The organism is Nostoc sp., from assembly GCF_036919595.1.
GTDB lineage: Bacteria > Cyanobacteriota > Cyanobacteriia > Cyanobacteriales > Nostocaceae > Nostoc.
In genome coordinates this window covers 1-25,597 of record NZ_JBALCO010000107.1, presented here as the reverse complement: position 1 = coordinate 25,597, position 25,597 = coordinate 1, and the positions used below count along the sequence as shown (strand labels likewise).

The following is a 25,597-nucleotide window of genomic DNA, read 5'->3' as shown; positions in this document are numbered from 1 at the left end:
GTGGCAGGGGCGTACATCTGTGTGCCCCTACTTTGTGTGAGACAGCAACTTTGTCTAACTTTGTTCTTGTGGTTGCCCTATATGTGCCGTCAGCTTCTCTTTATCCTGCCTGCGTTTTTTGGCGTAAAGCTGAATAGTGACTGCCATGAAAATAATCATGGCAAAAATAGCCCAGGCAGCGATATCTGTAGGCAGATTGTTCTTAAATACAGCCAGCAGGACGATCGCTACTAACATAACTGTAGGTGCTTCATTTAAAGCACGTAATTGCTGACTATTCCAGCCACATTCATCTACTGCTAACTTCTTCATCAGCCGAGCGCAGTAATGATGATAACCAATTAAAATGACAACAAACAGCAGTTTGATATGCAACCAACCCTCTTTTAAAACGTCTGGTTCAGTGCTTAATAAACCGATAGCCATTGCGATCGTCACGAACATTCCTGGATTAGTGATAATAGAGTAGAGGCGCTTTTCCATAATTTGATACTGATTTTTCAGTATCGTTCGTGCTGGTTCAGGTTCTTGATTAGCTTCAACGTGATAGATAAAAAGACGTACTAAGTAGAACAAACCAGCGAACCAGACTACAAATCCGACAATATGAAAGGCTTTAAACCATGAATAAGCCATGAGTCTTAATCTCCTTTATTTGTGGTTATAATGTATTTTTAATGGTAATAAAAAGTTAAAAAATGCAGGCGGGATAACATTTATAAATCTAGCAAAAATCTAGAATTTATTTCTTGACCACAGATAAATACAGATAATTCATCGGTATTTATCTGTGGTTTCATTTTTATAATATCGATTTTTACCAAAGAGATATTGTCAATGTGTATCTTTACGACGCACAAAGGGTAAAAGGTCTTCCAAAATCGCCTCATAGTAGTGTTCTTGAGGATAATGTCCGACGTTATTAAGTTTTATTAATTCGGCATTTGGTGTAGAATCTGTAAAATTTTTGGCAATGTCTACAGATAACCAAGGGTCAATCATCCCCCATTGAACCAGAATTGGCTGTTGCCATTCTTTGAAGCCAGATTCAATTTCTGCCATTGCTGAATCAAGTTGTAAATTGCGAATACTTGATAAGAGACTTCGACCAGATGCAGAAGCTTTCAAAAATGGTTTGCGATAAATATCTAAATCCTTATCTCCGATGCGATAACGGCTACCACCTTCTAGCGTCCGGTCAACTAATAGGGGGTCTTGGGTCATGACTTCACCTACCAAAGGTAAACCCATTTGTTTAATTTTCCAGGGTAATTTAGCAGCAGTTGAAATTGGTGTATTTAAGATAACTAAATTAGCAATTTGTTCTGGGTGACGCAAGGCATATTGTAGTCCTACAGAACCTAAAAAACCTTGTACAACTAAAGAAAAATGTTCAATTTCTAGCGCTTTGATAAATCCTTCTAAAGCTGTGATAAAAGCATCGGGAGTGTAAGCAAAATCTCGTTTTTCTGGTTTTAAAGAATTGCCATAACCAATCCAATCTGGAGCGATCGCTCTTGTACCCTGATTCGCTAAAGCAGGTATAATATTACGCCAACTATAACTTTGTGAAACTAAGCCGTGTAGCAACAACACAGGCGCTAAGTCAGTTCTACCGATTGGTAAAGATTCGCGATAAAACCATTCCAGTGAATCTACATCGATTTTATGTTCTGTTATTGACACGCTATTTTCCTATGGATTGGCCAAACAGGGCATTAGGCATTGGGCATGGGGGAGCTACTGCGGTCTTCTCTCTTGGCGTAAGCCTCTCCCTTTGGGAGAAGGGGAGACGCCAAGGGCGATGGGGTCTCCCCAAGTGGAGCAAGTGGCGTCATCGGGCATTGGACAAACAGGACACTTGTAACTGAGCTTGTCCTGAGCAGCTTGCCTTGAACGTTCGCAAGAGCGTCTCTAAGAGTTGCCGAAAGGAGCCGACTTGTGCCGAGTGTTCGCGTAGCGTCTCTAAGAGTTGCTGAGGTTAGAACGGCGTCGTAAAGCCTGCGGCATAGCTACGCTTAGGGCGCAGCCTTTCCAAGAGTTGTATTGGGTATTAGTTATTTTCTTTCCCCCCCTGCTCCCCCTGCTCCCTCATCCCCCTGCTCCCAGCAAGAACTGCTCCCTCATCCCCCCACTCTCCACTCCCCATTACCCACTCCCTGAGGAATAATCATCTCACGAATTGCATAAGCTGTGGCGGGTGCAAGTAAAACGCCGTTGCGGTAGTGTCCAGTAGCTAGGAGGACATTATTAAACCCTGACAACTTACCAATAACTGGGGCTGGGCGTCCTTCAGGACGAGGACGTAACCCCGACCAAGTGCGGATAATAGTTGCTGTGGCTAACTCTGGGCAAAATGCGATCGCTTGTTCTCTAGCAGATTCCAGCAGTTCTTGATTTGGCGGTATCTCACCCTTCGGGTTCGCCAGTTCCTTTAACGGGGGGAACCCCCGCAACGGACTGGACTCATTTTCATTGCTGGGAAATTCCACTGTTGCACCCACCCAATAATCTTCACCGCCCACAGGAATAATATGGACATCGTTACCTGTAATCGCTGGCTGGAAGTCAGGATTGCCTAATGAATGCCCTACACGTAGTTGCAATGCTTGCCCAAGCACAGGACGGATATCAATTATCTGATTTAATTTTGCTGTCAATGGTGTTGAACCTAGCCCTGCTGCGACTACAAACCAATCAGCGGCTATTTTTCCTTCTGTAGTCTCAAGTTGAACGCAAAATTGGGGGGAAGACTCAGGTGGTGAGGTTTGGGCATCCAAAACAGTCACGCCAAATTTGAAAGTTACACCATTTTGCTGGGCAGCCTCAACTAAAGCTAATGTGAGGGCAGTTGGATCAAGTTGACGGTCTTGAGGAGAATAGACAGCGCTAGTAATTTTTTCGTGATCAACTTGAGGACACATATTTTGGAGTTTAGCAGTGTCCCAAATTTCTAAGTGCCAGCCTTGAGAGTGGCGAATTTCTACTAGTTTTTCCCATGCTGAGATTCCCCCAACCCCCGTGATCAAGGAGGGATCAGATAAAAGCATGAGAATTCCCTGGCGATTAAAAGGGATTTTGCGACCCGTTAAAGCTTCTAGTTCAGGAATCAAAGTTTCATAGCGTTGGATGCTAGTTTGTCGCATCTGCCAAGCTTTGCCCTTAATTTTTTGGCTGATTGCGCCCATTAAAACGCCAAGTGCAGCGCCCGTGGAAGCTTGTGCTGGTGGTTGTCGATCGCAAACCGTGATTTTTAGCCCTTTTACTTGACTTAGTTCATAGGCGATCAGAGCCCCAACTACACCACAACCGATAATAACTACATTCATGACTTGTGCTTAGAGTTAGAAGTGAGAAGTTAGGAGTTAGAAGTCAGGAGTTAAAAATTTAAAATTCCTAACTCCTAACTCCTGTACAGACGCGATTAATCGCGTCTCTACTCCTAACTCTTAACTCTCTTCTGCTTTAGGAAGCAAATCGAGGAATTTGTCAATGTCTGTGAAAGCAGCTTGGGAGGTACTCAAGGCAATTTGAGGATTGCCAGCACTAGTAGCTCTATCAAGTTTAACCAGGTCGTTAAACAAATCTCGCGTTATTTGACGTGCTGTGGGTTGGTCTTTAGGTAGAAGGTTGGAAGTGACATAAGTCAGATGCAGCCTTGCTTCTGTTACCGGACCATGTATAAAGTTACGCACGTTGATCCAATCACCTCTTTGGATCAGGGTTTTCAACTCTTGTGAGCGATCGCGCACAGCCTGAATTTCAGGAACATATGCCTGAATTCTTTCAAGTTGTGTTGCCGTATAAGTTGGAGGTGCCACCGCGACACCAGGACCACCACAACTAATGAGGAATGTGGCCAATAATACTAGAACAAATGAAAAAATCGAGCGTTGACGCGCCATACACTGAACTTAATTGCTTTTTGTTTACCGATTACCAGTGTCATTTTAGATCGCTAGCGCAATTTATCGTTCACTCTAGTCAACTTTTAACCAATTCTCTAAATAGTAACCACGCTGCTCTGGCTGCAACTTTCATCCTCACCAACTTAACCGGGCGGCTGGAGGCTTTCTCAGTATCTTTGCTTTGGCGATCGCCAAAGCAAAGATACTGATGGTAAGAGGCGAAAAGTCAATTAGCAGAAAGGTTAAAAACAGAACCTAACGTGCAGCTGAGTCCCGACAGATTAAGACGGGTACTTGTGACTTCTAATCTTGATAAAGCCAGAGTCCGAACTGGGAAACCATCACCTTCGGTGGCAGCGATTTCGGCAGGTTTTTCCCGGCTGGTAAGCAGCACACAGCTTTGATGCTCAGTTTCTCCCAATCACCACAAAAGTTCGCCGGAAGATTCATTGCCTTCAGTTTTCTGAAGTAGAACTGACTGGGGATTCTTATCAGCCAAGGATTTTGCAGAAAATTTTGATATTTTTTACAAAGGGCAGAGTTTCATCTGCTTTTAAGGAATTTTTAAGTATAATTACTTAATAGGTGTTAGCCAGTCCCAACAAGAAGCGATTTTTGGCATCTGTTAGTAACAATGATTGTTAGAGAAGTATGATTTAGAGTTGCTAAATTTCAAAGGTCTTGATAAGCTGAAACACCAATAATATAAGCCTTATGGCGGTTTTTATGTCTTCACATCCCTGAAGATGCCGATGTCAATATAGGAGTGTTTTTTAGTGAATGCAGCTGAACAGGCAACGAACCTTGAACTCGCCAGCAACATTGCTACGGTGGTTAATTTGTTCAAATTCGAGTTTCCTGATGCCAAATCTGATCTCAAACCCTGGAAAAATGACCCGGAAACCAGGCAGTTAGTCGATCCAGACTCTATAGACATTGGCTTTCACTTTCCTGGTATTAGCAAATCTTGGCGAAGTCGCAGTATTTTAATTCAAATTCGATTTTATCAAGATCCGATCAATAACTCATGCCGGGCGATCGGCGTGCAGGTAGCTGGATTTGATCATCGCGGCGAGGCGTGGCGACTTTCTACGGTAGAAAATTGGAGTATTGTCGGCGCGTCCTTGCCTTCTGGTGAAATTGGGGATAAGCTCAAACAGATTTGCCGACAGATTTTAGAAGTTTTTAATAAACCAACTGATTTAACTAACACACCGTAGGGGCACAGCATTGCTCATCGGTGTCAAGTCGCTTCGCAAAATTTAAAAGCTGTACCCCTTCAAAGCGTCTTGTAGAAAAGATGTTGGCGCTGCGATCGCCTTAAGTATGTGATTCATAAACTCGCTCGTCCCGCCACAATTGATATAGCCGCGTCGCTGGCATCGTCATATACAAAATATCCCCAACACTGAGATTATTTTCTAATAAATCCCAGCCATGATGGACTTGGTGATTTTTTTCTAAATATAAAGGTACACAATCAGTAGACATGGCTACATCTTTCACCCACCGACCACAAAAGATGTGTGAAGGTGTAATCACAGTTGCAAAAGCCACCCAAAGACTATCGGCTGTGATGCCATTACCGAGGATGCGTCCCCCTAGTGCCGCAGCGGCAAAAGCTGGGGCCGCTAGTTCAGCTGGACTCAGTACAGCCTCGAAGCCAAATAGCTGTTGCGCTACGCCGGCAAAATCGGGATCGGCATAATTAACAATCACCGGAATCTTGGGTGTCAAGCCTTTGGCTTTGAGGGCAATTTCCAGATTGGTAGCATCATTGTTAGTAACAGCAAGCACTGCGGCGGCAGACTCTATATTGCTGGCTTTGAGTATTGTGCGAAAGCTGGCATCACCCTGAATGACGGGGATACCGAGTTCGCGGGCGGTATTGACATATTTGTTGTTGGAGTCGGGTTCAACTACTACAACTTCATATCCGCTGGCGTGGAGTTGCTGGACAATTCTCACCCCAATACCACTCAAGCCACAGACAATGTAGTGATATCGCTGGGGAATTCGGGCTGCATCCCAAAATTGCTTAAAGCGGCTTCCTAAGACAAAATCAGTGAGCATTGCATACCAAATACCAATCACCACTGCTCCAACCAGCATCATCACAACAGTAAATAGCTTAATACTGTTAGGAGCATTTTCTACTACTTTGTCATTACCACCCGCTCCCGTTATCATGCCTACAGAAAAATATAGAGCATCGATAGGAGACACACTCAACTCAGCCGATATATAGGTGAGTGTAGCAATCGCAATAACCGCCAATAGTACAACAGCACCCACCACTACCCCTCGCCCGTGTTGCTGAAACAGCCTAAGATTAGTCAAGACTTTCATCAGTTTTTTAATCAATGATCTCCGAGGAGAACGGATGCGAGGTTGGGTGCCAACAATTAAGCGATCGCCTACTTGTATCTTTTGTCCAGATATTACAGCTGATACCAAATCCATCTCACCTTCTACTGGCAAGTAATAAATCAGCATCCGCGATCGATCTTCCCACAATTCACTCAGCTGTAGGCCCTTCCACAAGTGGTTTTCATCAATGTATTCTTCGTGAATCGGCCAAGTTTGCTCAAATAATTTGATTTGTCCGATCGCTTGGTTTCCCAATGCTGCAAACGTGAATACGGGTGCTACTAATCCCACAACACTCATACTCAAGTGGTCTGGCAAACTTTGATCTAGGCGCTCCCCCAAATTTGTATTATAAAAACGGTTGATAATCCGAATTTGGGGATTCAGCACCCGCGCTTGCATCATAATAGACAAATTCAGAGCATCTTTAGATCCAGTGATTACTAAAGTGTCTGCCTGTTGAATTCCGGCTGCTGTTAGGGTAGAAACTGCTTGTAAATCGCCAACAATCACATCTGGTGCTGTTTCGCCAGGGATGGATTGGTGATGAATACCAACAACGAAGGCTCCCTGCTCTCTCAGCAACCGAAAGGTTTTATATCCGGTAAGTCCTAAGCCACAAACAATGATTCGAGGTTTCATGAAACGGCAGCATCTTTTATAGGTAGGGCTGCATTTCTAGTTATTTCTCAATATTGTTGCCTACTTTCCTGGAATATAACTGTAGCTGACAACACGATTGTTTTAATTGAAGGCAAGAGGCAGGAGGTAGAGACACCAAGTAGAAAGAAGATTATAAATTTGATGATTGAGAGTAAAAGGTTTTATAGCACTTATCGTGTTGAGTTTAATAGAGACCTAACAATAACAGCCCCTTCCCTACAACGAAAGGGGAGTAAGATTTCATTCCTCTCTCCTTTTAAGCTAAGGTTTACACACAAGTATTTTGACCTGCAATGCGATTGTATCGACTAACAATGCGATTGTATCAACTAACAATGGGATTGTATCGACTGACAATGGGATTGTATCGACTGACAATGCCAATGCACACCCGTACGTTACCTAGCAACTCTAAAAGCTCACTATAATTTGACACCTCAAATAGGAGAGTTTTTTGTATCCAGGGTTTGAACAGGCAATAAAATAATATAGAAAAATATAGCAATTTTTGTAGGTTGTGATACGCTATCTGCTTGAGGAGTGTGGAGGAACCGAAAATGACTAAGCTGCGTGTGGGGTTACTGTTTGGCGGTCGTTCGGGAGAACATGAAGTTTCGATCAACTCAGCTCGGGCGATCGCTAAAGCCTTGAGTGCAGAGCAAAATACTAGTAAGTACGAAATACTGCCTTTTTACATCCAAAAAGATGGACGTTGGCTAGCAGGAGAAACACCCCAAAAGGTTTTAGCAACCGGCAGTCCGCTACTGGAATCTGAAGAATCAACTTCTGAAGGACATCTCACATCCAACCCTCAAGCCCAAACCCTCAACAAGTGGCAATCTCCCTCTCAAGTTGCCCAAGTAGATGTTTGGTTTCCCATTCTCCACGGTCCCAACGGTGAAGACGGGACAATTCAAGGGTTACTCACCTTGATGCAAGTCCCCTTTGCTGGTTCTGGGGTGTTAGGTTCGGCAATGGGGATGGATAAAATTGCCATGAAAATGGCCTTTGAGCAAGCGGGATTAGCACAGGTAAAATACAAGGCGATAACTAGAGCGCAGGTTTGGTCTAATCCTTGCGTATTTCCGAAATTGTGTGATGAAATTGAGGCAGCATTAGGTTATCCCGCTTTTGTCAAGCCTGCTAATTTAGGTTCATCAGTGGGTATTGCCAAAGTGCGATCGCGCCAAGAATTGGAAGCCGCCTTAGATAATGCTGCCAGTTATGACCGCCGAATAGTTGTAGAAGCTGGTGTCGTAGCCAGGGAAGTCGAGTGTGCCGTTTTAGGTAACGATCAACCCCAAGCCTCTGTCATTGGAGAGATTACATATGACAGCGACTTTTATGATTATGAAACTAAATATACTGAAGGATTGGCAGATTTACTGATACCAGCACCGATTCCAGATGCGATCGCCCGTCAAATTCAAGACATGGCTTTGCAAGCCTTTGCAGCTGTTGACGCTGCGGGGTTGGCAAGGGTAGATTTTTTCTACGTGGAAGCGACAAAAGAAGTTTTGATTAACGAAATCAACACCTTGCCAGGCTTTACTGCAACGAGTATGTATCCCCAACTCTGGGCCCATAGTGGAGTCTCGTTTCCAGAATTAGTTGATCGGTTAATTCAACTTGCGATCGCTAGGCATTCTCCTAGCTGAGGGAGAAAATAAGCAAACTGATTTCAGAGTATTACGGCAAAAAGTCACAATAAATACAGAATTTTGGCAAAAGTTAGCCGGATTTGGTAGCGTATGTTTTACAAAAAAGCTACTTGAATCTAAAATTTTGTTACGGATACCTGATGCTTGACTCCTCCAGTACAATTTATTGACTAGAGGGGTACAAATCTGAAAGTAATCATGGAAAAAAGTCAGAGTGTACAGCGCGAGCGAACCCAACGAAGAGGGGCTACTCCAGAGCTGACAAAAAGGAAATCGAGACTAAAACAAAGCTCGAATGTTCTGATATATCTGGTTGCACATCATCCTTGGCTATTGTTTACTGGGTTTTTAGCCATGTTTATCGGAGGTGGTGGCTTTGCCCTGTATAGCTTAGGTAATGCTGGACAGGTAGCACAAGAAGAACCAGAAAAAATCCCAGTTATAGTTGAACAACCAATCAATGCACCCTCTGAGAATAGTAATCCTACACCTTTATGGATGGTGGCTGCGATCGTCCTCAGTTGTGGTAGTGGTTGCTTGCTCATTTTCCGAATGCTCAACCGGAAAGCACAACCGCAAAAAGTTCAAAAACAGATTAACCGCCATCAGGCACGCTTGGCACAAAGCCATTATCAAAGATTGGAACCACGCCTTCCTAAAAACCAGCCAATTTTTGTACCACAGCCACGACTGATGCCCGTTATGCAGATCAAAGCTAAACCAAAACATCTGGTGACGGTTCTGCCAGCAGAACACAAGCACCACTTGGATACACGTACAGAATCTTTGGCAGACTTGATGGATCTTCGTAAAGATAGTTCATTATCTGCAATTTTACGCCAGTATTAATACTACTGTAAAGCAAAAACTTGTCAAAATAATCCTTTTTGCGAATTAAGGCACGGTTATACCGTGTCTTTACTAGTTTTTACACGTCCGGTTAAACTGATAAGGAAGAAAATAGCAGATCAAGCAGTGAATAACATAGTGCGGTTAGTTTTGATAGCAATATTGCTAGTGCTAGTGACAGCTTGTGGCAGTATTGGACTGCTACCGACTAGCGAGTTAGTGCAAAAAGCGATCGCACTTGGGCTAGAACAAACTCAACAAAAACTTAGCCAACAGTTGGATCTAGATTTTCAAGGATTTGAAATCAAACGGCTATCAATTACCCAGGAACAACCCCTAACGATTGAAAATTTACCAGCTTTCCGCGTTCGAGGAACTTATGACTTGATTGTTAAGTTGCCAAAACGACGCTTGACGCAGCCACAACAACCCTTTGACGTTTACCTGCAAATTCAGCAAGAAGGTAAAACTTGGCGATCGCTAATTCCAGAAAAAGGTAGCAAAAATACTCAATCAATTTGGCGTAGTTATCTCATCCAATAGGGACGGGGAAAGGTTTGAATTGCCTCACTGTTTTCCCAAACTACAGGTTAAATTTTGTGTATCCTGTACCGTCATCTTCTGCAAGAATTACAAAATCGAAGGATTCAACTAACGCCTGTATTGCACCAATTCCGCCATAGGGATAGCTAAAGGGTTCAAACTCAAGTCTAGCTCTGTCGGCAGAAACCATACTACAAGAAATTAATTGATATTCACCATTTTCAAAAGCATCAAACATAGACTCAAAGTCCCAAGGAGTTTTGAGGCTAGGATCTGTCCACCTCTGTTCCACAGGTGTTGCAAACCAGCGGCGATAATGTTCAGTCTTTTCCTCTTCACTAGGCCACCAAAAATTTGATAGTGCCTTGCGATCAAAAAAAATTAGCCAATCTTCTTCATTACGCCAATAATTATTGTCTTTATCTTTTTTAATTTCGTTAAAAACTTCACAAAGAGCATTGAATCTTGTGAAATCATCTACTTGAAACTCTACAAAGCAGTATTCCATTATTTCTCCCTTCTTTCTTTCTAAATAGCGGTTCATTTTATTTATACATATGCAATTATAAAAACCATCACAATCATGTCTGTTGCTACTTTCCCCAAAAGGGTAGCAAAGATACTCAACCTAATTGGCGTAGCTATCTCATTAAAAAGCTGGTGTGTGCAAATAGAAAAACCATCACAATGATTTACGTATAACTGCTAGAGTACAGTCATGATCGAGGTAATAGTTTCACCAAAGACAGGGCAAGATGTATATTAACTTTTTTATCAGTTGCATTGCTGGAATTGTAGTTGTGGTGCTGGCGGCTTTTGGCTTACTGCAATGGTTGCACATCCCTGCTGGTAACTTTCTTGATTGGGTGATTGGTGGTGCAAGTTTTTGGTGGCTGTTAGTAATTGTTACTGTACCGTGGAATGTACATTTTCAAGCCAAAGAAGTCTTAGCAGAAGCAGCACAATCCAAGGAGAAAGGAATTCCAGTCGATGATAAACAAGTGAAGTATGTCACAGTGTTGGCAAAGCGATCGCTCTGGGTTGCCATTGCTTTACACTTATTCTCAACCGTTGGTCTTTATACTCTTGCTGCCACTGGTATTAGTACGGTGGGATATATCAGTTCTGGTGCAGCTTTATTATTAACAATTCTGCGTCCAGCTATTCGGGCATATGAGTATTTATATGCGCGGTTAGCGATGATTCGCCAAGAGTGGAAGTATCCGCGCGAAGATATTGTTGAACTGCGCGATCGCTTCTCTATATTGGAACAAAAAATCCAGTCATTCCAGGAGCAACTTAACCCAGAAAAATCTTATTCATTACCAGCAACTCAACAACACTTCGCCGAAGAAACTCGCAGAGATTTAGCCCGGATTGCTGCTAATTTGGAGGAATCACGGGCGACCAATCAAAGTGAACATGAGCGTTTGGTGAGAGAAGCAAGGAATGCGATCGCGCAACTTTCCACTGACGGACAATTTCTCGATCATGTCCGTGAAATTATTCGATTTTTTAAGACTGCTTAATTATTACTCTTATAGCTAACCAAATTTTAAATATTGGATAATGTAATTGAATATTCATCATCCCAAATTTAAAAGTTTCTCTAAAGACGGTTAACTAGACTCTACAAACAGTAAGATAAGTTTGACACAAATGGCACAAATTTGGTACATAAAGACATTGGAATTTACCAGGGCAAGGGAGAAAACTAAATATGTTATAACTTTGTACGGATGATGTTTGGTGAAGCTTACATAACTTCAGGAGTCCTCACGGTGAATCAGATACAACTGACTTTAACTATTAGTTACCTGTTTATGACATGCTATTTTTTAAGTAATTGGTTAATATTTTCCCTACGTCATCCTGCTTCTACTCCAGAAGATAAATTTTTATCAGTTGTGATGTTTTTGGTCACAACTATCTTCTGGCCTCTGATGATTCCGATATCTTGTTTAGAAATAGTTAAAAAAGAGCGAATAGACTTTAATAAAATGATTCCTGTTCTTTTAGCAATATTTGTATTTGGTATTTCATATTATTTGACCGAATAATTCATAATTAATCGTTGCCAATTGTATAGATATAAAGCAATACGCTTTCTTTTGTGATATTTTTTCCCGGAAGCTCCCCCCAAGCCCTTTTAAAGAGGGGCTTAATTCAATATGCTTGGATTAATGGGGCTTTTACTATGTGTTGGGATCATACCAGGCAAAATATCCAATCCGTCACGAGCAGATAAAAAACCCTACATCCGCGTGTGACAGCGATTGTAGGGCTGGTGTGTAATGAGGTGTCGCATTCTGAAATCTTTTAAATTGTATAAAAGGATTTGAAACGGATTAAACAACTGCGGGGGGATATCTGGGTAATACTAGGGTTATAGTTTGTTAAATTTGCTGAGGGTTGGCTATTTTACTGAAAAAATTGCTAATCGAATGGTGGTAGCTTTTTCCTAGTTCTTTTTAGAGAGATATCGTCAAATATTTCTATGACGACATCTCCCAACAGCCTACTAACAAAAAGCATTCAGCCCGTTAATTAGCTTTAGTTTCTCCCCACCTTGAAACCTTCCCCGCTCAAGAATTCTTCATTGACCAGCAACAAAATTTTCTTAACGGCGTCTGCTGCCAAAACCACTTGAACGGCGGGGTGCTGTACTACGCCCACTACCAAAACCACTACCAGAATTGCGTCTAGGTGAAGTGGCTCTGCCAGAGGGTTGCAACGTACTACCACCAAAACCAGAACCCGAAGGACGGTTATTACCTGTAGTGCTACGCGGTGTATTGCGTATAGTTGAATTTCCAGGATATGACCTTCTAATTGTCCCTGTATTGCGGAACGCAGTGCGATTTGTCACGGCTGCGGGTGACGTATTGTAGCGAGTTTGGTAGTTTTGAACTGCTTGGCCATAGCTTCCACCATATCCACCGAAGCCACTTAATCCTTGTCCTGATTGATAGACAGGGGGTACATAATACTGGGGTCTAAACAACATACTACCAATTGCCTGACCGGCCAAACTACCAGCCACAGACCCGGCAAACGGTGCCCAGAAGCTATTTTCTCGACGGACTACAACCGTCTCTTGTTGTCCTGTTTGGGGATTGGTTTTATTCTCGGTAACGTTATGGACGTACTCAATTTTAAAGTCTTCCGTCAGATATAAAATTGGTTGTCCTTTTTCTACCTTCAGATAGGTCTTCTTACCCTGCTTAATTTCATCATCAGTTAACCGTGCCATTTGCAAATTTTCAGTTGCAAAGGTTGGGGGCTTATTATTAAGTAAAAACAGGTTGTACTCACCACTTGCATCGTCATATGTAGCTTGTTGTATTTGATACTCGCCGTCACTCAGCTTTGTGTTAGTAGAAGTTTGGCTAACGTTCTTAGTCGGAGAAGTAGTTTGGTTTCCCCCACCACAAGCGACAGTTGTCATACACAAACTCAGAGCTAAAAAAACGGCAGTAAATTTACGTACTATAGTCATGATCATTGGATTATTGTCCTATCTCTGAGCTTAACAATTTATTGATGTGAGCAGTAAGTACGGACTACCCAACAGATTACAAAGGAATCAATTCTGGGTAATATTGCAACAGTTGATCGCTAGTGAGTTCATCACCTAACTGTGCTGGCGAGAAATGCACTTGGATTGCCTTCAATCTATGTTTATAATGCAAATTTATCAATGCTTTCAATCCTTCCTTGAGTGCCTGAATGTTAGAAAGATCAGTTTCTAATTCTGGTACTTCTCCTTCATAAGCTACTGTAATCATCACAATGACGTTGCGCGTTACAGGTATAGATAAAGGTTCATTCAATCCAGAGTTAGGACTGTAATCTGGTTCACTAAGATATCTTTCGGCAGAGTCAGTAAATAATTCATTCACGTAATCTCCTGCCTCGCCTTCATCCCAAAATACGTCACCTTCGTTGGCAGCACAAAGCCAATATTCATCGTATTGCAGCAGGGTTTGGCTAATTTCTACCAATCCTTCTCCCAAAACTTCTAAGTCGCCATCAACATCGATCGCATCTCGTCCAGCACTATTTAATACTCCCAAAATTGGTGCTACCTCACCTCCCCCTAAGTGCAGAAATAGACGAAAGACTACATAGCGAGTTCGACCGATCATTTTATTAAAGGTATCGCGCATTTTTGTCCTCCAAAATTTTGTTTTTTATTGTTTCTCATTTGCCCAATAACGTTAGTTGCTTCTCCCTACAGCCCTTCTCAAGACAGGAGACGCTTTTGCGTTCGGGCATCCTACGGCAGGCGCTAGCCTCTCACGAATGGGAGAAGGGGAGACGCTGCGCGTAGCTTGCTTCCCCGTAGGGGTACAACTCTGGGAACCTCCGCAACGCACTGGCTCCCCAATGCCCCATGATTAATGACTAATATAGTGAAATCCTTGGACAAAATCTATAACCATATTTAACGAAGGCAATATATCATATTTTATTGATTCATTAGATATATCATCATAAGCTGAAGCATTGAGAGCAGAGCGATTAATAAATCTTTTCCCAAAGTTAGGATGGTCATGGACAATCAAAGTGTGGGCGCTAGAATTCGTTAAAATTATTTGGGTTGAGGCTTTACAAAAATTTAACTTCGCAGCTACTTCGATATTTTTTTTCATCTGTTTAATTGTTGTAGCCTGACTCATAGCTTGCTCTACAAGAAGATTTAATTGTTTCACCAGATGGGGAGATTTTAGCGATTTTAAATCTTGGTTCGCAACAACTTCACTGCTAATCATTTCCATCATACTCAAAATATTCTTTTGGGTAGATGCCGCATCTAGAAAAGGAAGAGTCACAATGTAAGCAGTGGCAAATAATGCTTCGTCGCTATCTACATGAAATGTGAAAACAGTTCGGCGACGCCCATTTTCCACGCTTGGGGGTTGTTTCAGTCCCCGGTATTCCTGAGCAATTTGGTAGTAAGCGCCAGCAAGAGCAAAATTGGCTTCGTATTCTAAGGGTGCATCAACAATAATCCGGATTGTTGGTGGTGTTTCATTAAAAAAATCTCGTGAGTCTTCGGAATGGAAGTTTTGGATAATGGAGCGATCGCCTCTGGGGCTAAGATCAACCCATTCACAAATCATGCCTTCGGTTTTTAAACCAAACCTGGAGGTGGCATAAAGCTTTGCCCCAGTTAAAGTTGCTCCTGTTAAATCAGCACCGATCCATTCCGCCTTAATTAATTTTGCCTGAGTTAAATTGGCATGGATTAAAATTGTATTCGTTAAATTGGCATTGCTTAAATCTGCGCCAATTAAAGTAGCCCCGCTCAATTTTGCGCCACTCAAATCTGCCCACCGGAGATTCGCCCCGCTCAAATCTGCCCACCGGAGATTCGCCCCGCTCAAATCTGCCCCGCTCAGGTTAGCATGGCTGAGATTCGCTTGTCTAAGTTCGGCATCTCGCAAATTTGCACCGCTAATGTCAGAACGACTCAGGTCAGTGGCGTTTAAGTTAGCCATTTCCAAGTTGGCTCCAGTTAAGGAAGCGCCTCTCAAGACGGCCTCACTCAAATTAGCGTGACGGAGATTCGCTTGGCGGAGTGTGGCCTCTCGCAGATCGGCACTGGTGAGATCAGCCTCTAACAGGTCAGCACGACTCAGATCAGCACGAATTAACTCGGCGCGGATCAACGAGGCTCCTCTAAGTTGAGCGCGACCCAGATCCGCTCGAATCAAATTAGCGACGTTGAGACTAGCGTTGTTCAAGATGGCGCTAGAAAGATTCGCACCACTCAGTCTGGCTACATTCAGCTTGGCATTGCTCAAGTTAGCTTCACTCAGATTCGCGCCACTCAGGTTAACTATACTTAAATTAGCATCGTTAAGATTCACACCACTGAGTTTGGCCCCACTCAGGTTAGCTTCTGTGAGGTCAACACCACTAAAATTTAAGACTCCTGCTGCGTATTGTTCCAATAATTCCTCTATAGTCATCGATGCTACCCCTTGGATGCCAACTTTAATAGTTGGTATCATAAAAAACGGAATGTCAAAATCAAAAATGAATATTGGGATTTTAGGACTGGGACTGATAGGCGGATCTTTGGGTTTTGATTTGCGATCGCAAGGACATCATATCTTAGGAGTTAGTCGCCGTGAAGCCACGTGTCAAAAGGCAGTTGCCCTCGGCACTGTTGATCAAGCATCAGTTGATCTGAGCCTGTTAGCAGCCGCAGAGGTTGTATTTATTTGTACACCCTTAGCGCTTATTGTGCCCCAATTGAAACAGTTGAGCGCTCATTTGTCTACCGCTACCGTCGTGACTGATGTGGGTTCGGCGAAAGCACAGATAGTCAAGGCGATTTCTCCCCTTTGGAATAATTTTATCGGCGGTCATCCAATGGCGGGAAAAACAGATAGTGGAATAGAAGCTGCACAGCGGCATTTATTTGTTGATAAACCTTATGTATTAACACCGATAACTACAACACCAACCACTGCAATTACGGTGCTGGAAGAAATTGTGCGATCGCTTGGAGCGAATATCCACTATTGTCAACCAGAGCAACATGACCGAGCTGTTAGTTGGATTTCCCATTTACCTGTAATGGTCAGTTCCTCGTTGATTGCTGCTTGTTTGAGTGAAACTGACCCTGATGTTTTGCAATTAGCCCAAAAATTTGCTAGTTCAGGTTTTCGGGATACCAGTCGTGTGGGTGGTGGGAATCCAGAGTTGGGTGTAATGATGGCGCGGTATAATCGTCAAGCATTGCTGCGATCGCTGCAACAATATCGTCACAATCTTGATGAGTTGACTAATTTAATTGAGCAAGAAAATTGGGACGTTTTAGAGCAAAAGTTGAAATCAACGGGGAAGGCACGACCTAATTTTGTTGAATAGTTGTTGGGTGCGTTAGGTTATTGATAACGCACCTATTCAACATTTAGTGAGTTAATTGCTTATTGATTTTGAATGCTTTTTAAGGTAGTTGATCAAGTCGGGTGGCTACTTTATTGTCAATTCAATAAACATAGCTATTTAGTAATTCTAACAAGAAAATCTTGAAAAAATGCTACTTGACAGTTTGATAGTAACCAAATCGATGTACTATACAGATAAATTTACAAAAATCAACAATGGTAGAACGCCCAATCAAGAAATCGGAACGTCAGTCTCAAGAAAGCACTGATAACAATACCGAAAATTCGGATTCTATACCTCCTATTGAATCCAACCCCAAAAGCTCAAAACCGAGCCGTAATCGCTCGTCTGGCACAGAGAAAAAAGCATCCTATGGGAATGAAAATAGGCAGCAGGGTAATCCTGCCCTAGCGCGTGGCCCAAAACCCGTTAAACCTCCAGCCCCGAAAGTCAAAACAGAAGAACTTGAAACTGAGTCAGAATCTATCTCTGAGGAGTCTCAAGACTAACATTACAAGTGCTGCGTGTGATGTGGGAGGCTATAAGCATATAAAGACCGGGATTTCTGGCTCCGAAGGCAGCGATCGTGCCCCACATCACCATTGAGTTATTCTTATGTTAAATGCTTTTATATTAAACTTTACTATTGGTGCATAAAATCAATCAATGTTTGTAACTACCCATTGCCACTCAGTGTCTACAATGTTGGATATATTGAGAATCAATTGCTGTCCACTAGAGACTGGCACATAGAGTTTGAGCGCATCAGTTGTTGGCAATTTCGGTGAGATATCAGTTAAGTTATATTCGCCCACATTGGGGACGGGTGTAGTTAAAGCATATGCATCCGATGCACTCAGTAATTTTCCTGCTGCGGTCAACTTTGTCCTAACATTTCTCCTGGTTACGGTTATACTGCCATCATTGCTGCTTTTATTGGCCGATTAAATCAACTGGGTATTATTTTATCCAGTCTTTTGATGGCACTTTTATCCATAGGTGGCGAATTAGTGCAGATTAAATAGGGACTTCCTTTAGCTGCGATGTTTTAAGGTATTTTATTCTTTTTTCTTTTAGCAACAGATATATTAATTTACAACCGAGTACGAGTGATGTGATAAGAGAGTAGGGAGTTTTGAGTGCCCAGTGCTGAGTCCTGAATGGGGAATCTTACTTCTTTACTCAGAACTGGCAACTCAGACCTCAGAACTGTTTTGCCTAATGACTAATAATTAAGGAGATTTAATGTGTCTAATCGGAAATTATCGCTATTACTGAAGGTAGTAACTATTACATCACTTGCTTGTGTAGGTAGTATGGGTATCATTCTGCTTGTAGGCACAACTAAACTTGACCATCTGTTCGGAATTCAAAAGCCAAAAGGCGAGAGTGCTAAAACGAGTTTAGGTAGGGCAATGAGTGCAGATGCAGAGTCTATCACCCCAGCTACAGACCAGATGAATGAAGTGCCGAAGCCTTTTCAGGGAACAATCGTTTATCAAGCGAAACTAAAAGCAAATGAGAAAGTCATCGCCCTAACTTTTGATGACGGCCCTGGCCCCAAAAATACAGTACAGATTTTAGAAATTTTGAAGAAAAATAATATCAAGGCGACATTCTTTATGCTTGGGCAAATGGTGAAATATTTTCCCCAAATAGCCAAGCAAGTGGCTGCTGATGGTCATGTAATTGGCAATCATACATGGCATCATTGGTATTTTAAAATGGATGGAGCGACTGCGGCTAGTGAAATTGATCGCACGGCAGACATCATCTACAAGACGACAGGAGAGAAAACGACTCTATTTCGTCCCCCCGGCGGCTTTCTGAATAATGGACTAGCCCAATACGCCAAAAACGAGAAGTACGCTGTCATGATGTGGTCAGAAGAGTCGGGAGATGCTGAACGTCGTTCGCCTCAAGTGCCAATGCTGATAAAAAATGTGCTTAAATATGCAAAACCCGGCGCAATTGTACTGATGCATGATGGGGGCGGCAACCGTTCTCGATCCGTCAAGGCTTTACCAGAAATGATCGCAGGTCTCAAAGCCCAAGGCTATCGATTTGTGACGATTCCCCAACTACTGGAAATACAAGCCCAAGAACAACATCTGGCGGAGGTAGTTTTTCCTACGGTTACAAAGGGTGAACATCCAAACAATCTGCTTAATCATCAGTGATACCCTACGGTTAGCTACACCTCTAATTTTGGCGGCACTAGGTGAATTAGTGACTGAAAAATCGGGCGTGTTAAACCTGGGCGTTGAGGGAATGATGCTAGTTGGGGCTATGGCTGGTTTTATTGCTGCTTCAGTTACAGGTAATATCTACATTACGATTATTCATAGCACTAATATATATCAGGAATAGCGATTGCCTCGATTCATGTCCTGCTAATAATTACTATGGCTAGCAATAATGTCTGGTTTATAATTTCAGGTTTACAAAGACACTTAGAAGACAAAGACAAATCCACCCGGAGATACAAAACTGTCATCTAAAATCGGCTTTCATACTCAACTTGGAATTGATTTTCATCCCCCAAATTAGTTGAGCCTCGCATCAAAATTTCGTCATTGAGTCGATAGAGGACGTTGTAACGGAAAGACTCATCATTGTTAGAAAGAGCGTGTGATAAAGAAACAGATGCGTTTTTATTGATGTCAAACACACCTTCTGCTGATAAATTAAGAACTGAACCGTTCGCTGCTTTATTAGTATTAGTAGTAGGGGTAGGAAATATCCGAAACTCACTGAAACCAATAGCCTTTCCGATCGCAGTGATAGTTCCTTGTAAACCACCTAAAATGGTCGAACTAGCGAAACCAGTCAGCCCTTGTCCTGCATCTGTTTGACCGAAAGAACCCAGAATCGAGCCACCCAGTAGAGCAACTATTTCTCCCTTACTACGGTTAGGTTCACTCGTCAGTTCTAGATTGTCGCCCAATTCACTAGCTGGTCCGTTTACCCTGGCTTGAACGGTAACGGTATTTAAAGTCCCAAAATTGTTTGCAGAAACATCGCTGACTTCAGAAGATAATGGTGATTCCAAAATTTGACTGTTCCTTGCCGATGCTTCCGGTACAATTGCGGTAAGTCGCACATCTAGGGTCGGGTCAAGTCCTTGACTTGGAGTAAAGCTCGCAGTTTGTTCATAGCCCCGCGCCAAGGTGAACTGAGTAGAAAATACGCTCAGTCCTCCTCCTGTCAAACGAATGACTCCTTCAGGAAGCGGCTTGGCTAATGTACCATTGATGGTCAAGTCGCCTTTGGCGTCAAACCTCAATAGGGGCTGACTCAATGCCGCTCCTCCTGGTACAAAGCTCAGTAAAGATTGAGTGGTAACACGAATATCCTTATCTAAAGTCAACTTTAAATCTGCAAACTTTATAGGTAAATTGGGTGGAGTGACTGCGCTAGTGCTACTCTTTGCTGTAATCACTGGGTTAGAGCTATTCTCTGGTGTAGTAGTTACAGGATTAGAGCTATTCTCTACTGTAGGTGTGACGTTAGCGTTAACCTCTTCTCTATTTATGACGTTAGCGTTAGCCTCTGCTGTCGCCGCTAATTTCTTCTTCGCAGCAGCGGAGTTTCCAATAATTACCTGACCATTACTCAGTTTAATCTCTCCACCAATTACAGGTTTTAGGGCTGTTCCGCGAATTACGACATCGCCGCCAACACCGCCTTCATACAGTCCTGCAAGCTTAAAATTGAGTTTGTCTGCTATTGATACTGTTAGGGGATTCGCTGCGGCTTGCTGCGGATCAAAAATTGGCAGGATGCCTGATGCTGTCACTTGCCCTTTATTGTACGTGCCTTGGATACCTTCAACACTCACTGTATTACCATTAAATCGCGCTGTTCCTGTGACATTCGTTAGGGGATCAGATAAAGCTTGAGTGCGAAAAGTTGCATTATTAAGTGTGGCATTTCCATTAATAATTGGTTCCTTTAAAGTCCCTTGGACGTTTAAATCTACTTTTCCTTGACCGTCTACCCAAGCGACTTGATTATTGGTAAACACGTTTAACAGTGCCAATCCTTCATTTTGCAGATTAGCGTTGATGCTAATTTGATTGCTATCTGGCTGCACTGCGGCAGAAGGTAATGCAGCAGGTACACTACCTGTAATTGCAAGTGGCTGCGTTCCTGTGACTAACAAAGTACTGTCAAAATTCAAGCGAGCTTTGTTGTAGTCAAAATTCACCTGTCCTGTTTGCACAGGTTGCTTGTTGAGAGTTGCATTCGCCAGCGCCACTTGTCCTTGGACTCTGGGGTCTTTTAAACTACCTCCTAAGGTGGCATCAGCATTTACATTACCAGTAATATCTATGGGGTATTTTTCGATAAAAGGCTCTAAAAGTGATAAAGGTAAACTTGCTACATTCAACTTTCCAGATAGTTGCTCAGTTCCTAACTGTCCCGAAAAAGCCACCAGTCCTTGATTGATTCCAACACTCAACGGCGAAAGTGTGACGATCCCATCAGCAAAAGTACCTTGAGCAACGACTTGATTAATCGAGTATTCACCCCATTGCCAATTAGCACCTTGAAAATTAAAGCCGACATTTAACCCAGACTTCAACGAGCCATTAGCTGTAATTCCTCCACTCAAAGCACCCGTTAATTCTGCAAGGGTGGGCAAAGATGCGGCCTTTTTTGTTTCTATCTGCTGTTTTTTTGCTACCGATGTTGCAATATTAGAGAAATATGCTAATTGTGTTTTCAAATCTGCATTGGGCAAACTGACAGGCTCAGTATTAAGTACCTCTGCTCCAGCCAACTTCGGAGGCTGCAACCCGGTACCAAAGTCTTTAAAGTCAAATATATTAAATGCTTGTAAGAGTTTTTCAATTCTGGTTTTGTCTAAATTAGCTTGAACTTGAAATTGCGGGTCATTTCCTGTTTGCACATTACCACTCAGGGCGATATTGCTATCTGCAATCCGCAATTGACCATTAGCCAAGCTAGCAGTACCATCGGCATAATTGATGGTTCCGCGAAATTCATCTGCTGCAACTCTAGCAACACGAGGCCTTGCGATCGCAACGTCTCCCGCAACTGCATAATTATTCAGATTGACAACTAAATTTCCCGATAATTGCCCCGCAAGTGGTTTCAATTGATTGTTAGGTAAAAAGCCGCTAACAAGAGCTATGGGAAACTGTTGGGCGTTGATGAGCAAGTTATCTCCTTCAGTTCTACCTGTGGTAACTGCCTCATCCCGTTGGACTAAAAATGAAGTTGGACGATAATCTGCACCCAGGTTAAGTGCAATCTTGTCTTGCTTCCCGGCTAATCGCAGACTTGCCCCTTGTCCCCCTTGAAAACTCACGTTTCCAGTTAAAACTGGGTCAAACGCCAAGTTACTGACCTGGAAATTCCGCAGTCGGATATTGCCATTAGCTTGCGGAACATCTGGAGTACCTGTAACTTTTCCCTTAAAATCAAGTAGCCCCGCTACCGCTACGTCACCAGGAACTTTAAAGCCAGTATTTTTGAGGTTGAAATTCTGCGCCAGTACATTTAAATTAAATCCCGTAATTTGGGGTGCGCCAGTTGGTGGAGTTTGAACAGCGATCGCCCCATTAGCACTCAGTCCTGAAGTAGTTGCGTTTTCAACGATAATCTGCTGTCCATTCCACTGCACTTGGGCTGTCAGCGGTTGTGCTAGCAGCGCTAACCCTTGGGAAACGCGGATTTGTCCGGCGGCTCGAATATCTGCAAGCTGGAAAGATTTTGCTGTGCCTGCGAATTGGATATTACTATTGAGCCGTCCTCCCAATTGGGGTGAGAAACGGTTGAGTTGAATTTGGGAAGTGTTGGCAAGCACTTGCCAGCGACCACGATTAAAGCTAACATTCCTGAGATTAACCGTACCTCCTGCTACATTCAGCCTTGCCTGTCCTGTGGCTTGAATGGTTGAGGGTTGGAAAGAAGCAGTGCTTCCTGACAAATTCAAGGCAACATTGCTTAAAACTCCCTGGAACTGGGGTGGTATCTGTGCAAAACGACTCAATTGCAGTTGTTGGGTATTCACAAAAGCCTGCCAGCGTTGTTGTACAACTTGACCCCTAGCCCTGATTGTACCGCCTGCCACGTTCAACACAGCGTTTGGCAAGAGGATATTCTGCCCTTGTTGAGTAACAACAGCTTCACCTCTAATGGGATAGGTGGCTGTGGGCGCTTGCACTTGGGTTACTGCTTGCAGGTTGCCAAGTGAGCCAGAAACCCTGCTATTTGCCGACACATTCCCAATGGTGATGGAGGGTGAGGAGTTGTATGCTTTAGCGATCGCATCCCCTGGTAAATTTTTTGCTTGTACATTCAACGCCACCCTGCCTTTGGGTGCAAGCTGAAGTTGACCGTTGGCTGTGACTTGCCCTCCCACCTCTGGATTTGCTTGAACGCGAACAACATTGACGTTTAATGGTGTGCCCAGAGAACCAGAAATTTTAGCGTTCGCAGATATACCGCCAACATTAATCGGAGTTGAAATACCGTAACCTTGAGCGATCGCATTTCCTGGTAAACCTTGAGCTTGAATAGCTATATTTACTTGACCTCGGGGAGCCAGTTGAATTTGACCACTGGCTGTAATTTGCCCCCCTGTTGGCGGCGTCACTTGAACACCAGTAATATCAAGTTTCAACGGCTGTTTGCCAAGTGAACCAGAAATTTGTGCTTTTGCTGAAACGTTTCCAACTGCGATCGGTAGAGTAACGCCATAACCGCGTGCTAGTATATCCCCTGATACACCATCAACTTGAGCATTAAATTTTGCCTCATTTTTAGCTCCCAGTTGAGCTTGACCACCGCCTGTGATTTCACCACCAGCTGCGGGGACTATTTTCAGATTGGAAACGGCAAGTTGAGATGCAGTTTTAGATACATTCAACCGGAAGTCAGTATTGACGGCTTTGAATTGAACACGGTCAACTTGAATAGGTTTAGTATTGCTTACTGTACCGCTAAGGATTGGCTGCTGAAGTGACCCTAGTACCTGAATATTTGCTTGAATTTCGCCAGTAGCTGGGACTGACGAATTTACTTTCAATGTGTCTAAGATATTTTTTGCACTAACTGGTTTTATCTGAGCAGAGATATTAAAACCTGTTTGGCTATTAATTGTTCCATTTGCCTGAATGGGAACTTTGCCAAAGTTCGTATTCAGATTCTCTAAAGCAACTGTCTGACCTTGAAATAGAAATCTCCCATTAAAATTAGAAACCTGCTGAGGAATATTTTGAATTTTAGCAGTGATTTGATTAGCTGTAGCTGTTCCTGTAATAGCTATTTCTGACAGTTTGGGTGGAATCTGAACCCCTAAGTCAGCATCTAAACGCCCTGCTTGCAAGGCAATTGGCAATTGAATTAATCGACTGACCTCTGATACTTGTAAATTTTGTGCTTGCAGCTTGAGGTTAGTTTGTTGAGCTTTTACTTGTGTTTCGCCAACAATTTTAACAGCGCCTCCCCTAGTGAGTTGAGCGTTGATGTCATAGCCAATCCTTTGATTTCGATCTGAAAATCGGGCAACACCACCAACTTGATCTAATATTACTGAGCCTTTCGGTTTAGTTGGTGCGGCGAATGGCATCAACTCTACATCACCATCTTGAATTTGAAGTGTCTGCAACTCAGTTTGGATGAAGCCTTGTCCCTCCCCAGCCTTAACTTGGGCTGTAACCCAACGACCATCCTGATCCTGTTGAATGTATACATTGGGCTGAACTAATATGACATTTAATACCAGTTTTCGGGTGAGGAGAAGTTGCAACGGCGAGAACTGCACCTCCAAAGCTTTTGCTACCACCTGATCTTGATCATTGGGAGTCGCTGGTATCGAAAGAGAGCTAAATCTTAGACTAGAAAGCGAAAAACGTTCAACATTCCCTACTTTTACTGGACGCCCAAGCAATTGCTGGAGATTTTGCTGCACTAATGGTGCTAAATCTTTATATACATAGCTTCTAGCCCACCAAGCACCGACTCCAATTCCAACCAGTAAAACTCCACCCACAGCCAAACTGGTCCGTCCTAAGATGAGGAGCCATAAACGACGGTTAGATGGTTTCTGATTATTTTCTGAATTTGGAGAGTGCTTCATTATCGTTATCGTTACCAGTACTTTTTTCTGGAGTCAGCCTAGAGACAGACTAGTCGCAGGTGTATCAGCAAGTCACAAGCTATCGTTTCACAATATTAGGCTTTACGCAAGAACTTTGAGTTTAGCATTAGTCTAAAATTGTCACACTTTGCTGTTTTTCTTGCAGCAGGTGCATCTACTCGCATGGCTACTTGCAAAACTTCACTCCCTTGGGGTGAAGGTAAAACATGATCAACTTATCAACTAGATACTGGGTCAATGTAAGTTTTACCCCTGTAGTAATGTTAGGTTCACACAACAGCGATAAACAAAAAGATTGTCTTTATGGCAGTTTAGCTGTGATTAATCCTCATGCCAATGTTGGTAAAACAACTTCTCTCCTTACAGAGTTGCAATATATTTCCCCAAACTTTGAAGTATTAGCAATTTCCGCAGTTGATCAAACTAGGAAATTAGAGATTTACCAGAGATTACTGCTAGCACACCAAGATAATAGACCTCTTGCAAAATAAGTTTTATGTTATGGTGGGGGTTTGGAATTTTGAGACAGCTAAACTTAACTCGTAGTTGTAAATTGCTGCGAG

23 protein-coding genes are annotated in these 25,597 nt (G+C 42.9%); 11 read left to right on the top strand and 12 right to left on the bottom strand.

What is annotated here, in order from left to right; all coding sequences use genetic code 11:
• Positions 1–54: 54 nt before the first annotated feature.
• The 4 genes from hemJ to psbQ all read right to left on the bottom strand — a co-directional run bounded on the left by hemJ (position 55) and on the right by psbQ (position 3,905).
• Positions 55–636, bottom strand: a complete 582-nt coding sequence (hemJ, locus tag V7K21_RS16680) for a protoporphyrinogen oxidase HemJ (RefSeq protein ID WP_335176046.1) — start codon at positions 634–636, stop codon at positions 55–57.
• 198 nt (positions 637–834) lie between these two features.
• Positions 835–1,686 carry an alpha/beta fold hydrolase gene (locus tag V7K21_RS16675; protein WP_335176044.1) on the bottom strand — a complete coding sequence of 284 codons (852 nt, stop codon included), beginning with the start codon at positions 1,684–1,686 and terminating at the stop codon, positions 835–837.
• Between the two features lie 437 nt (positions 1,687–2,123).
• On the bottom strand, positions 2,124–3,329 hold the full coding sequence (locus V7K21_RS16670; RefSeq protein ID WP_335176042.1) for an NAD(P)/FAD-dependent oxidoreductase: 1,206 nt from the start codon (positions 3,327–3,329) through the stop codon (positions 2,124–2,126).
• A 120-nt stretch (positions 3,330–3,449) separates the two neighbouring features.
• Entirely contained in the window at positions 3,450–3,905 is a 456-nt protein-coding gene (gene psbQ / locus V7K21_RS16665) for a photosystem II protein PsbQ (RefSeq protein WP_335176040.1), read from the bottom strand.
• Between psbQ and V7K21_RS16660 the strand changes: the two genes are divergently transcribed.
• Positions 3,878–4,117: a hypothetical protein gene (locus V7K21_RS16660; RefSeq protein ID WP_335176143.1), complete on the top strand. Its 240-nt coding sequence runs from the start codon at positions 3,878–3,880 to the stop codon at positions 4,115–4,117. The two genes, psbQ and V7K21_RS16660, sit on opposite strands and share 28 nt — an antisense overlap.
• A 17-nt stretch (positions 4,118–4,134) precedes the next feature.
• Here V7K21_RS16660 and V7K21_RS16655 read toward each other — a convergent pair whose 3' ends face one another.
• Complete coding sequence (locus tag V7K21_RS16655) at positions 4,135–4,302, bottom strand: hypothetical protein (RefSeq protein ID WP_335176038.1); 168 nt, start codon at positions 4,300–4,302, stop codon at positions 4,135–4,137.
• A gap of 382 nt (positions 4,303–4,684) precedes the next feature.
• On the opposite strand from V7K21_RS16655, the gene V7K21_RS16650 reads away from it, so the two are divergent.
• Complete coding sequence (locus tag V7K21_RS16650; protein ID WP_273769053.1) at positions 4,685–5,128, top strand: hypothetical protein; 444 nt, start codon at positions 4,685–4,687, stop codon at positions 5,126–5,128.
• 100 nt (positions 5,129–5,228) lie between these two features.
• On the opposite strand, the gene V7K21_RS16645 is transcribed toward V7K21_RS16650, so the two are convergent.
• On the bottom strand, positions 5,229–6,920 hold the full coding sequence (locus V7K21_RS16645) for an NAD-binding protein (RefSeq protein WP_335176036.1): 1,692 nt from the start codon (positions 6,918–6,920) through the stop codon (positions 5,229–5,231).
• Positions 6,921–7,498: 578 nt separating this feature from the next.
• Between V7K21_RS16645 and V7K21_RS16640 the strand changes: the two genes are divergently transcribed.
• The 3 genes from V7K21_RS16640 to V7K21_RS16630 all read left to right on the top strand — a co-directional run bounded on the left by V7K21_RS16640 (position 7,499) and on the right by V7K21_RS16630 (position 9,994).
• Positions 7,499–8,599, top strand: coding sequence for a D-alanine--D-alanine ligase family protein (locus V7K21_RS16640; RefSeq protein WP_335176034.1), 1,101 nt, complete (start codon positions 7,499–7,501; stop codon positions 8,597–8,599).
• Positions 8,600–8,800: 201 nt separating this feature from the next.
• On the top strand, positions 8,801–9,451 hold the full coding sequence (locus V7K21_RS16635; RefSeq protein ID WP_335176032.1) for a hypothetical protein: 651 nt from the start codon (positions 8,801–8,803) through the stop codon (positions 9,449–9,451).
• A gap of 135 nt (positions 9,452–9,586) precedes the next feature.
• The gene (locus V7K21_RS16630; protein WP_335176136.1) at positions 9,587–9,994 is read left to right on the top strand and encodes a hypothetical protein; all 408 of its coding nucleotides are present in this window, start codon (positions 9,587–9,589) and stop codon (positions 9,992–9,994) included.
• Positions 9,995–10,034: 40 nt separating this feature from the next.
• On the opposite strand, the gene V7K21_RS16625 is transcribed toward V7K21_RS16630, so the two are convergent.
• Positions 10,035–10,538 (bottom strand): hypothetical protein, encoded by a 504-nt coding sequence (locus tag V7K21_RS16625; RefSeq protein ID WP_335176029.1) that lies wholly within the window; start codon positions 10,536–10,538, stop codon positions 10,035–10,037.
• 211 nt (positions 10,539–10,749) lie between these two features.
• Here V7K21_RS16625 and V7K21_RS16620 point away from each other — a divergent pair, with 211 nt between their 5' ends.
• The gene (locus tag V7K21_RS16620; protein WP_335176027.1) at positions 10,750–11,523 is read left to right on the top strand and encodes a hypothetical protein; all 774 of its coding nucleotides are present in this window, start codon (positions 10,750–10,752) and stop codon (positions 11,521–11,523) included.
• A gap of 1,091 nt (positions 11,524–12,614) precedes the next feature.
• On the opposite strand, the gene V7K21_RS16615 is transcribed toward V7K21_RS16620, so the two are convergent.
• The 3 genes from V7K21_RS16615 to V7K21_RS16605 form a co-directional block, all read right to left on the bottom strand.
• Entirely contained in the window at positions 12,615–13,499 is an 885-nt protein-coding gene (locus V7K21_RS16615) for a hypothetical protein (protein WP_335176025.1), read from the bottom strand.
• 70 nt (positions 13,500–13,569) lie between these two features.
• On the bottom strand, positions 13,570–14,163 hold the full coding sequence (locus V7K21_RS16610; protein WP_335176023.1) for a DUF1517 domain-containing protein: 594 nt from the start codon (positions 14,161–14,163) through the stop codon (positions 13,570–13,572).
• Positions 14,164–14,394: 231 nt separating this feature from the next.
• The gene (locus V7K21_RS16605) at positions 14,395–15,972 is read right to left on the bottom strand and encodes a pentapeptide repeat-containing protein (RefSeq protein ID WP_335176134.1); all 1,578 of its coding nucleotides are present in this window, start codon (positions 15,970–15,972) and stop codon (positions 14,395–14,397) included.
• Between the two features lie 67 nt (positions 15,973–16,039).
• On the opposite strand from V7K21_RS16605, the gene V7K21_RS16600 reads away from it, so the two are divergent.
• Entirely contained in the window at positions 16,040–16,879 is an 840-nt protein-coding gene (locus tag V7K21_RS16600) for a prephenate/arogenate dehydrogenase (RefSeq protein WP_335176132.1), read from the top strand.
• Between the two features lie 236 nt (positions 16,880–17,115).
• Positions 17,116–17,409: a hypothetical protein gene (locus V7K21_RS16595; protein WP_334798316.1), complete on the top strand. Its 294-nt coding sequence runs from the start codon at positions 17,116–17,118 to the stop codon at positions 17,407–17,409.
• 150 nt (positions 17,410–17,559) lie between these two features.
• Here V7K21_RS16595 and V7K21_RS16590 read toward each other — a convergent pair whose 3' ends face one another.
• Positions 17,560–17,781 (bottom strand): DUF3122 domain-containing protein, encoded by a 222-nt coding sequence (locus V7K21_RS16590; RefSeq protein ID WP_335176021.1) that lies wholly within the window; start codon positions 17,779–17,781, stop codon positions 17,560–17,562.
• 366 nt (positions 17,782–18,147) lie between these two features.
• Between V7K21_RS16590 and V7K21_RS16585 the strand changes: the two genes are divergently transcribed.
• Together V7K21_RS16585 and V7K21_RS16580 are read left to right on the top strand one after the other, a co-directional pair.
• Positions 18,148–19,080 carry a polysaccharide deacetylase family protein gene (locus V7K21_RS16585; protein ID WP_335176019.1) on the top strand — a complete coding sequence of 311 codons (933 nt, stop codon included), beginning with the start codon at positions 18,148–18,150 and terminating at the stop codon, positions 19,078–19,080.
• Complete coding sequence (locus tag V7K21_RS16580; protein WP_335176017.1) at positions 19,046–19,270, top strand: ABC transporter permease subunit; 225 nt, start codon at positions 19,046–19,048, stop codon at positions 19,268–19,270. The genes V7K21_RS16585 and V7K21_RS16580 overlap by 35 nt, the downstream gene beginning before the upstream one ends.
• A 127-nt stretch (positions 19,271–19,397) precedes the next feature.
• Here the strand turns inward: V7K21_RS16580 and V7K21_RS16575 are convergent, their stop codons facing one another.
• Entirely contained in the window at positions 19,398–25,013 is a 5,616-nt protein-coding gene (locus tag V7K21_RS16575) for a translocation/assembly module TamB domain-containing protein (protein WP_335176015.1), read from the bottom strand.
• Positions 25,014–25,240: 227 nt separating this feature from the next.
• Between V7K21_RS16575 and V7K21_RS16570 the strand changes: the two genes are divergently transcribed.
• Entirely contained in the window at positions 25,241–25,525 is a 285-nt protein-coding gene (locus V7K21_RS16570) for a hypothetical protein (RefSeq protein ID WP_335176013.1), read from the top strand.
• Positions 25,526–25,597: the final 72 nt, after the last annotated feature.